Here is an 8,497-nt window from a genome sequence, read left to right on the forward strand (position 1 = left end):
GGCGTCGGCCTGGCCCGCGCCCAGGCGCAGCGCGGCCACGCGCGGCGCCAGTCTGGCCACCAGCGCGTCGGCCAGCGCGTCGCCCACGCACACCGCCACCGAGATCGCCATGCAACGTTCGCCGGCCGAGCCGTAGCCGGCCCCGAGCAGGGCGTCGGCGACATCGTCCAGGTCGGCATCCGGCAGCACCACCAGGTGATTCTTGGCCCCGCCCAGCGCCTGCACGCGCTTGCCCAGCGCACTGCCGCGCGCGTACAGGTCGGCGGCCACCGCAGTGGAGCCGACGAAGCTCAGCGCCTGCACCTGCGGGTGCGCCAGCAGTGCGTCCACCGCCGGTTTGGCGCCGTGCACCACGTTGCACACGCCGGCCGGCAATCCGGCCTCGTGCAGCCATTCGGCCAGGAGCAGCGACGCCGAGGGCGCGTGTTCGGAGGGCTTGAGCACGAAGCTGTTGCCGCAGGCCAATGCCACCGGCAGCATCCACAGCGGCACCATCGCCGGGAAGTTGAACGGGGTGACGCCGGCCACCACGCCCAGCGGCGCGTATTCGCTCCAGGCGTCCACGCCGCGGCCGACGTCGTGCGAATGCTCGCCCTTGAGCAGGTGCGGGATGCCGCAGGCGAACTCCACCACCTCCATGCCGCGGACCACTTCGCCGCGCGCATCGGTGACGGTCTTGCCGTGCTCGGCGCTGATGCAGCGGGCCAAGGCGTCGGCATGGCGTTCCAGCAGTTCGCGGAAGCGGAACAGCACCCGCGCGCGCTGCAGCGGCGGCGTCGCCGCCCAGCCGGGGAAGGCGGCACCGGCGGCACGCACCGCCATCTCCACCGCATGCGCGGCGCCCAGCGGCACATGGCGCTGGACGGCGCCTGTGGCCGGGTCGAAGACCTCGGCGTGCTCGTCGCCGCGGAAGGCGACGGGCTGGCCGTCGATGTAGTGGGACAGGGTGTCGCGCATCGTGCTCGATCCTCGGATGGACAGCGTCAGCCCAGCGCGTCCAGCGGCCGCACGAACTCCTGGCCCAGCGCCTGCGCCACCGCGCGGTGGGTGAGCTTGCCGGCGTGCACGTTGAGGCCGTTGCGCAGGTCCTGGTCGTCGCGCAGCGCCTGCAGCCCGTGTTCGGCCAGCAGCAGCACGAACGGCAGGGTGGCGTTGGTCAGGGCGAAGGTGGAGGTGCGGGCGACGCCGCCGGGCATGTTGGCCACGCAGTAGTGCACGATGCCGTCGACCTCGTAGGTCGGCTGCTGGTGCGTGGTCGGGTGGCTGGTCTCGAAGCAGCCGCCCTGGTCGATCGCCACGTCCACCAGCACCGAGCCGGGCCGCAGCAGCGCCAGTTGCTCGCGCGACACCAGCTTGGGCGCGGCGGCGCCGGGGATCAGCACCGCACCGATCACCAGGTCGGTGTGCGGCAGGCACTGCTCGATCGCATCGCGGGTGGAGTACAGCGTGGTCAGTTGCTGGCCGTAGAGTTCGTCCAGGTACTTGAGCCGCTCCAGCGAGCGGTCCAGCACGGTCACCCGCGCGTGCAGGCCCATCGCCATGCGTGCGGCGTTGATGCCGACCACGCCGCCGCCGATCACCAGCACCTGCGCCGGCTTGACACCGGGCACGCCGCCGAGCAGCACGCCGGAGCCGCCCTGTGCCTTTTCCAGCGCATGCGCCCCGGCTTGGATCGCCATGCGCCCGGCGACCTCGCTCATCGGCGCCAGCAGCGGCAGGCCGCCGTGGCCGTCGGTGACGGTCTCGTAGGCGATGGCGGTGCAGCCGGAGCGCTGCAGCGCCGCGGCCTGCTGCGGATCCGGCGCCAGGTGCAAGTAGGTGAACAGCAGTTGCCCGGGGCGCAGCATCGCGCATTCCTCCGGCTGCGGCTCCTTGACCTTGACGATCATCTCGGCCTGCGCGAACACGCTGGCCGCATCCTCGGCGATGCGTGCGCCGGCGCGCTCGTACTCGGCATCGGTCAGGCCGATGGACTGGCCGCCGCCGCGCTGCACCAGCACCTGGTGGCCGTGCAGCACCAGTTCGCGCACTCCGGACGGGGTCAGCCCGATCCGGTACTCGTGGTTCTTGATCTCTTTCGGAACGCCGACCAGCATGAGCGGTTCTCCAGGCAGACGCAGCGCGTGGGGAGCGCGGGCGGTGGGTTGGGTGAGGGAGGGGTCAGGGCGTGCTGCGGATCATGTCCGCCAGCACCGCGAAGATGCGCTCGATGTGCGTGGCCTCCACGATCAGCGGCGGCGACAGCGCGATGGTGTCGCCGGTGACGCGGATCAGCAGGTCGCCTTCATGGAAGCAGCGCTCGAAGATCTCGTAGGCGCGCGCGCCGGGCGCATCCTTGCGCGGCGCCAGTTCGATCGCGCCGATCAGGCCGAAATTGCGGATGTCGATGACGTGCGGCAGGTCGCGCAGCCGATGGATCGCCTCCTCCCACACCGGACCCAGCTCGATCGCCTTGTCGAACAACTGTTCCTCGGCATAGGTGTCCAGCGTCGCCAGCGCGGCGGCGCAGGCCAGCGGATGGCCGGAGTAGGTATAGCCGTGGAACAGGTCGATGGCGTTGGCCGCACCGTGCGCGAAGGCCTCGTGGATGGCGTGGGACACGAACACCGCGCCCATCGGCACGCAGCCGTTGGTCAGGCCCTTGGCGGTGGTGATCATGTCCGGGGTCACCCCGAAGCGCTGCGCGGCGAAGGCGTGGCCGACGCGGCCGTAGCCGGTGATGACCTCGTCGAAGATCAGCAGGATGCCGTGCTTGTCGCACAGTTCGCGGATGCGCTGCAGGTAGCCGTGTGGCGGCAGCACCACCCCGGCCGAGCCGGAGATCGGCTCGATGATCACCGCGGCGATGGTGGAGGCATCGTGCAGCGTCACCAGCCGTTCCAGGTCCTCGGCCAGTTCCGCGCCATGCGTCGGCAGGCCGCGCGAGAACGCATTGCGCTCCAGGTCGAGCGTGTGCCGCAGATGGTCCACGCCCGGCAGCAGCGGGCCGAACGCCTTGCGGTTGTTCGGCAGGCCGCCGACCGAAATGCCGCCGAAGCCGACCCCGTGGTAGCCCTTCTCGCGGCCGATGAAGCGCGTGCGCTGGCCCTCGCCGCGGGCGCGGTGGTAGGCGAGCGCGATCTTCAGCGCGGTGTCCACCGACTCGGAGCCGGAGTTGGTGTAGAACACGTGGTCCAGGCCCGGCGGCGCCAGTTCCACCAGCCGCTCGGCCAGCACGAACGGCAACGGCGAGCCCATCTGGAAGGTCGGCGCGAAATCCAGCGTGGCGATCTGCCGTGCCACCGCCTCGACGATGCGCGGCCGCGCGTGGCCGGCGTTGCAGCACCACAGGCCGGCGGTGCCGTCGAGGATCTGGCGCCCGTCCACGCTGCGGTAGTGCATGCCCTCGGCCGAGGCCAGCAGCCGCGGCCGCGCCTTGAACTGGCGGTTGGCGGTGAACGGCATCCAGAACGCCTCCAGCGTGTCCGGCGCGCGGGTGGCCTGCGCGGCGTAATGGTCGGACAGCGCCTGGGACGAGAGGGGCGGCTGAGGGCGCATCGCAGGCTCCACGCGAGGGATGTTGAAAAAACTTTACACCATGGCGCTGCGCCGGGTGTGACCCGGCGTGTCGCAATTCGCGCGAATCGGGCGGGCTTTTCCTGGTTGCGCCGCAACACGGGCGCGCCGCCCGAAATTGACCGTCCGGGGCGGGTGTGTAAAGTATCCGGCAACACCGCCACCGGCGTTCCCATTCGCGATGGATATCGGCGCCCGCCTGCATCGGGTTCGCACCGCCCACGGCCTGAGCCAGCGCGAGTTGGCCAAGCGGGTGGGCGTGACCAACAGCACCATCTCGCTGATCGAGCAGAACAAGGTCAGCCCGTCGGTCAGTTCGCTGAAGAAGGTGCTGGACGGCATCCCGATCTCGCTGGCCGAATTCTTCACCCAGGACCTGGACGCCGGCGCGGCCGATGCGCCGTTCTACCGCGCCGACGAACTGCCCGACGTCGGCAGCGACGGCATCCACTACTACCTGGTCGGCCAGCATCGCCCGCAGCGGCAGATGTGCATCCTGCGCGAGGTGATGCCGCCGGGCAGCGACACCGGCAGCGCGATGCTGGTGCACGACGGCGAAGAGGGCGGGGTGGTGGTGGCCGGCGAGGTGGAGATCACCGTCGGCAGCCAGGTGCGGGTGCTGCGCGCCGGCGAGGGCTACTATTTCGAAAGCCGGGTACCGCACCGCTTCCGCAACGTCGGCCGCGACACCGCGGTGCTGGTCAGCGCCAATACGCCGGCCACATTCTGAGCCGAATGCGCGCCGCGCCGCCGCCGGCCGTCGCGTGCTTTCGATCCTTCCGCCGCAGCAGGAGTTCCCGATGACCGCACCCCGCACCCGCGACGCCTGGCAGGCGCTGGCCGACACGCTGCGTCCGCGGACCCAGGCCTTCATCGACGGCCGCTACGTCGATGCCGCCAGTGGCAAGACCTTCGACTGCATCAGCCCGATCGACGGCCGCCTGCTCGGCCGCGTGGCCGAGGGCGAGGCCGCGGACATCGACCGCGCGGTCGCCGCGGCGCGGCGTAGTTTCGAGGCCGGGCACTGGTCGCAGGCCAAGCCCGCGCAGCGCAAGAAGACCCTGCTGGCGCTGGCCCAACTGGTCGAACGCCATGCCGACGAACTGGCCTTGCTGGAATCGCTGGACATGGGCAAGCCGGTGCGCGATGCGCGCGCGGTGGACCTGGCGGCGACGGTGCGCTGCCTGTCCTGGACCGCCGAAGCGGTGGACAAGCTCTACGGCGAAGTGGCGCCGACCGGGCAGGACGAACTGGGCCTGATCACCCGCGAGCCGCTGGGCGTGGTCGGCGCGATCGTGCCGTGGAATTTCCCGCTGCTGATGGCCGCATGGAAGATCGCCCCGGCGCTGGCCGCCGGCAACTCGGTGGTACTGAAACCGTCGGAGAAATCGCCGCTGAGCGCGTTGCGCCTGGCCGAACTGGTCGCCGAGGCGGGTATTCCCGACGGCGTATTCAACGTGGTGCCGGGCTTCGGCAAGGGGGCCGGCGAGCCGCTGGCGCTGCACATGGACGTGGACGGGCTGGTGTTCACCGGCTCCACCGCGGTCGGCCGGCGCCTGCTGCAGTGCGCCGGGTTGTCGAACATGAAACGCGCGTACATGGAATGCGGCGGCAAGAGCCCGAACCTGGTGTTCGCCGATGCGCCGGATCTGGAGCAGGCGGCGCAGGCGGCGGCGATGGCGATCTTCTACAACCAGGGCGAGGTCTGCACCGCGGCCTCGCGTCTATTGGTGCAACGCTCGATCAAGGATGCCTTCGTCGAACGCGTGGTCGCCGCCGGCCGCGCGCTGCAGCCGCGGCATCCGTTCGACGACGACGCGGCGATGGGCGCGCTGGTGGACGAGACCCAGACCCACCGCGTGCTCGACTACATCGCCCGCGGCAACGCCGAAGGCGCGCGCCTGCTGCTCGGCGGCAAGCGCGTGGAGGTGGTGCCCGGCGGCTGCTACGTGGAGCCGACCATCTTCGACGAGGTCGGCCACGAACACACCATCGCCCGCGAGGAGATCTTCGGCCCGGTGCTGTCGGTGATCGCCTTCGACGACGAGGCGCACGCCCTGCGCATGGCCAACGACAGCGACTACGGACTGGCGGCGGGCGTATGGACCCGCGACATCGGCCGCGCGCACCGCGTGGCGCGCAAGCTGCGTGCCGGCAGCGTGTGGGTGAACTACTGGGACGGCGGCGACATGACCGCCCCGTTCGGCGGCTACAAGCAATCGGGCAACGGCCGCGACAAGTCGCTGCACGCCTTCGACAAGTACACGGAGATGAAGGCGACGTGGATCAATCTGGGTGAGTAGCGGGGATTCGGGATTGGGGATTCGGGATTGGTGAAAAGTGGGGTTGCGGCTGCGGATGTCGTAGGAGCGTCTTCAGCGGCGATGGGCGTTTCCGGTAGTGCTCATCGCGGCTGAAGCCGCTCCTGCAACGCCGGGGGCGTTCCAGGTCGCGGCGCAGCCACTCATCCCCGATCCCGACTCCCCAATCCCGGCTCCCGCTCCACCCGGCACGCGAAACAGCCCTGCCGCGCATGATGCAGATGCAGGTAGCGCACCTGCGGGTCGGCGAAGGCGCAGGCGATCGCGGTGGCGATGCGTTCGCCCGGCTGCACGTCGGCGGCGATCAGCATGTCGCCAGCGTCGTAACCGCGCAGCGAGATCAGGCGGCGGACGATGGCATCGGGTACCTCGCCCGGCGCCGGTGCGGCGGTGGCGACGTGGCGGCGCACGTAGATCGGGCCGGCGGCGCGGTACGGGGTCTGCGCGGGCTGGTGCAGGTAGTGCAGCAACAGCAGTTCCTCGCCGGGCCGCGCGTCCTCCAGGCTGATCCGGCAGGGGTAGCCGAGCGCGCTGTCGGCGCGGAGGCGCCGCGCGTGACGTGCCTGCAGCTGTGCGTCGTCGAGGTCGAACAGCAGGGCAAACGCGGCGGCCGGCAGGCCGACGCAACGGAAGCTGGACATGGGCGCTCCAGGAACGGATGGAGCGCGCAGCGTGCCGGTCGGCGTGCCGCCATGCCGGCCGCATTCGGACACGGCACTGGTCACGCCTGGCATCCGGCATGGAGGCGGTGGCGCCTGGCGTCTCGGTGGCGGCGTTCGCAGCGCGCGGCGGCGGGTGAGGGGCGCGACGTACGTGCGAGGGTCGTCCTACCCGTCGGCCCGCATGGCGACGCTACGCGCACGAGCACGCAGGCCTTGCGTGCGTGGCGGTCCGCGTCGGCGCCAAGCGGATCGGTGGCAGCGCTGCGGCAACCGGCGGCGGGCAGTCGTTCTAGGTCGATTGACCTAGTCGCATTGCTGGCATTAGGATGATTGTCCTAAGGGGCTTGGCCTGATCGGGGGGATGAAGATGGACACGCGCGCACGCATCGTCGCCGAGGCCGACCGCCTGTTCTACGCGCAGGGCTATGCGGCCACCTCGTTCGCCGATGTCGCCGATGCGGTCGGCATCTCCCGCGGCAACTTCTATCACCACTTCAAGAGCAAGGACGCGATCCTGGATGCGGTGATCGCGCTGCGTCTGGAACGGACCCAGGCGATGCTGCAGGGCTGGGAAGACGCAGCGGTGGCACCCGCCGACGGCATTCGCCAATTCATCCAGATCGTTGTGCGCAACCAGGCGTCGATCATGCGCCATGGCTGCCCGGTGGGAAGCTTGTGCGGAGAGTTGTCCAAGCTCGAGCACCCTGCGCGGGCGCAGGCCACGCAGCTGTTCGGCCTGTTCCGCCAGTGGCTGCGCCGGCAGTTCGAACGCCTTGGGCGTAGCGCCGAGGCCGATGCGCTGGCCATGCACGTGCTGGCCTTCAGCCAGGGCGTGGCGGTGCTGGCGCAGGCGTTCGGCGATGCGGATTTCGTCCAGCGCGAGGTCGGGCGCATGCAGGCCTGGCTCGACGCGGTTGCCGCCGCGCCGGCAGCCACGTGATCGGCGTTGTTTTCCTCTTTTCCATTCGCAGGAGCGTGCTCATGTTCATCGTGTTGTTGCGTTTTGCCGCCGATCGCAGTCAGGCCGGGCCGTTGCTGCAGGCGCATGTGCAGTGGTTGCAGCAGGGCTTCGACGATGGCGTGTTCGCGCTGGCCGGGAGCCTGCCGCCGCAGGCCGGCGGCGCGATCCTGGCGCATGGCCTGAGCCGCGCCGACCTCGAGCGCCGGCTGCAGGCGGACCCGTTCGTCGCGGCCGGCGTGGTGCGCAGCGAAATCGTCGAGGTGGCGCCGGCCAAGGCCGCACCCGGCCTCGAGTTCCTGCTGGCATGAGCCGGCGTCGCGGCATCGACAGGACCTGCGCATGAACGCCACCATTCCTGGCCCCGACGGTCGCCCGCGTTGCCGCTGGTGCGCGGCGGCGCCGGAGTTCTTCCACTACCACGACAGCGAGTGGGGGTTTCCGGTCGACGACGACCGCCGCCTGTTCGAGAAGCTGTGCCTGGAAGGATTCCAGTCCGGGTTGAGCTGGCGCACCATCCTGGCCAAGCGCGAGAACTTCCGCGCGGCCTTCCTCGACTTCGATTACCAGCGCCTTGCCTTATTCGACGACCGCGACGTGGCGCGGCTGCTGCAGGATCCCGGGATCGTCCGCCACCGCGGCAAGATCGAGGCGGCCATCCACAATGCGCGCATGGCCCAGGCGCTGGTGCGGCAGGAAGGGTCGCTGGCGGCGTTCGTCTGGCGCTACGAGGCGCCGGCGGCGGACACGGCGCAAACGCGCGCGACCTCGCCCGAATCGGTGGCGTTGTCGAAGGCGCTGAAGGCGCGCGGCTGGAAGTTCGTCGGGCCGACCACGGTGTATGCCTTCATGCAGGCCATGGGCCTGGTCAACGATCACGCCGAGGACTGCGTGGTGCGTGCGCAGGTGGAACGGGCGCGGACGCGTTTCCGCCGCCCGTGAGCGGCGGATGCGCGGGCCCGGCCGCTCGTGGCGGGCGGGCCGCGATGGCGGCGCGTCCG

At 70.5% G+C, this 8,497-nt stretch carries 9 protein-coding genes; 5 read left to right on the plus strand and 4 right to left on the minus strand.

Annotated elements, in window-relative coordinates; genetic code table 11:
- From D588_RS0109085 to D588_RS0109095, 3 genes are all read right to left on the minus strand, one after another.
- The coding region (locus D588_RS0109085; RefSeq protein WP_017915750.1) for an aldehyde dehydrogenase family protein at positions 1 to 957 on the minus strand (957 nt) is incomplete at its 3' end.
- A 26-nt stretch (positions 958 to 983) separates the two neighbouring features.
- On the minus strand, positions 984 to 2,096 hold the full coding sequence (gene ald, locus D588_RS0109090) for an alanine dehydrogenase (protein WP_017912338.1): 1,113 nt from the start codon (positions 2,094 to 2,096) through the stop codon (positions 984 to 986).
- Between the two features lie 64 nt (positions 2,097 to 2,160).
- On the minus strand, positions 2,161 to 3,537 hold the full coding sequence (locus D588_RS0109095; protein ID WP_017915751.1) for an aspartate aminotransferase family protein: 1,377 nt from the start codon (positions 3,535 to 3,537) through the stop codon (positions 2,161 to 2,163).
- 199 nt (positions 3,538 to 3,736) lie between these two features.
- On the opposite strand from D588_RS0109095, the gene D588_RS0109100 reads away from it, so the two are divergent.
- Both D588_RS0109100 and D588_RS0109105 read left to right on the plus strand, forming a co-directional pair.
- Positions 3,737 to 4,285, plus strand: a complete 549-nt coding sequence (locus D588_RS0109100; protein ID WP_017915752.1) for a cupin domain-containing protein — start codon at positions 3,737 to 3,739, stop codon at positions 4,283 to 4,285.
- Between the two features lie 70 nt (positions 4,286 to 4,355).
- Entirely contained in the window at positions 4,356 to 5,858 is a 1,503-nt protein-coding gene (locus D588_RS0109105) for an aldehyde dehydrogenase (RefSeq protein WP_026143539.1), read from the plus strand.
- 161 nt (positions 5,859 to 6,019) lie between these two features.
- Here the strand turns inward: D588_RS0109105 and D588_RS0109110 are convergent, their stop codons facing one another.
- Complete coding sequence (locus D588_RS0109110; RefSeq protein ID WP_017915754.1) at positions 6,020 to 6,517, minus strand: DUF1203 domain-containing protein; 498 nt, start codon at positions 6,515 to 6,517, stop codon at positions 6,020 to 6,022.
- Between the two features lie 382 nt (positions 6,518 to 6,899).
- On the opposite strand from D588_RS0109110, the gene D588_RS0109115 reads away from it, so the two are divergent.
- The 3 genes from D588_RS0109115 to D588_RS0109125 are packed head-to-tail and all read left to right on the plus strand — an operon-like array spanning position 6,900 to position 8,438.
- The gene (locus D588_RS0109115) at positions 6,900 to 7,478 is read left to right on the plus strand and encodes a TetR/AcrR family transcriptional regulator (RefSeq protein WP_017915755.1); all 579 of its coding nucleotides are present in this window, start codon (positions 6,900 to 6,902) and stop codon (positions 7,476 to 7,478) included.
- Positions 7,479 to 7,519: 41 nt separating this feature from the next.
- Entirely contained in the window at positions 7,520 to 7,807 is a 288-nt protein-coding gene (locus D588_RS0109120; RefSeq protein WP_017915756.1) for a YciI family protein, read from the plus strand.
- A 31-nt stretch (positions 7,808 to 7,838) separates the two neighbouring features.
- Complete coding sequence (locus tag D588_RS0109125) at positions 7,839 to 8,438, plus strand: DNA-3-methyladenine glycosylase I (RefSeq protein ID WP_017915757.1); 600 nt, start codon at positions 7,839 to 7,841, stop codon at positions 8,436 to 8,438.
- Positions 8,439 to 8,497: the final 59 nt, after the last annotated feature.

It is taken from the genome of Xanthomonas sp. SHU 308 (assembly GCF_000364645.1).
Classification (GTDB): domain Bacteria; phylum Pseudomonadota; class Gammaproteobacteria; order Xanthomonadales; family Xanthomonadaceae; genus Xanthomonas_A; species Xanthomonas_A sontii.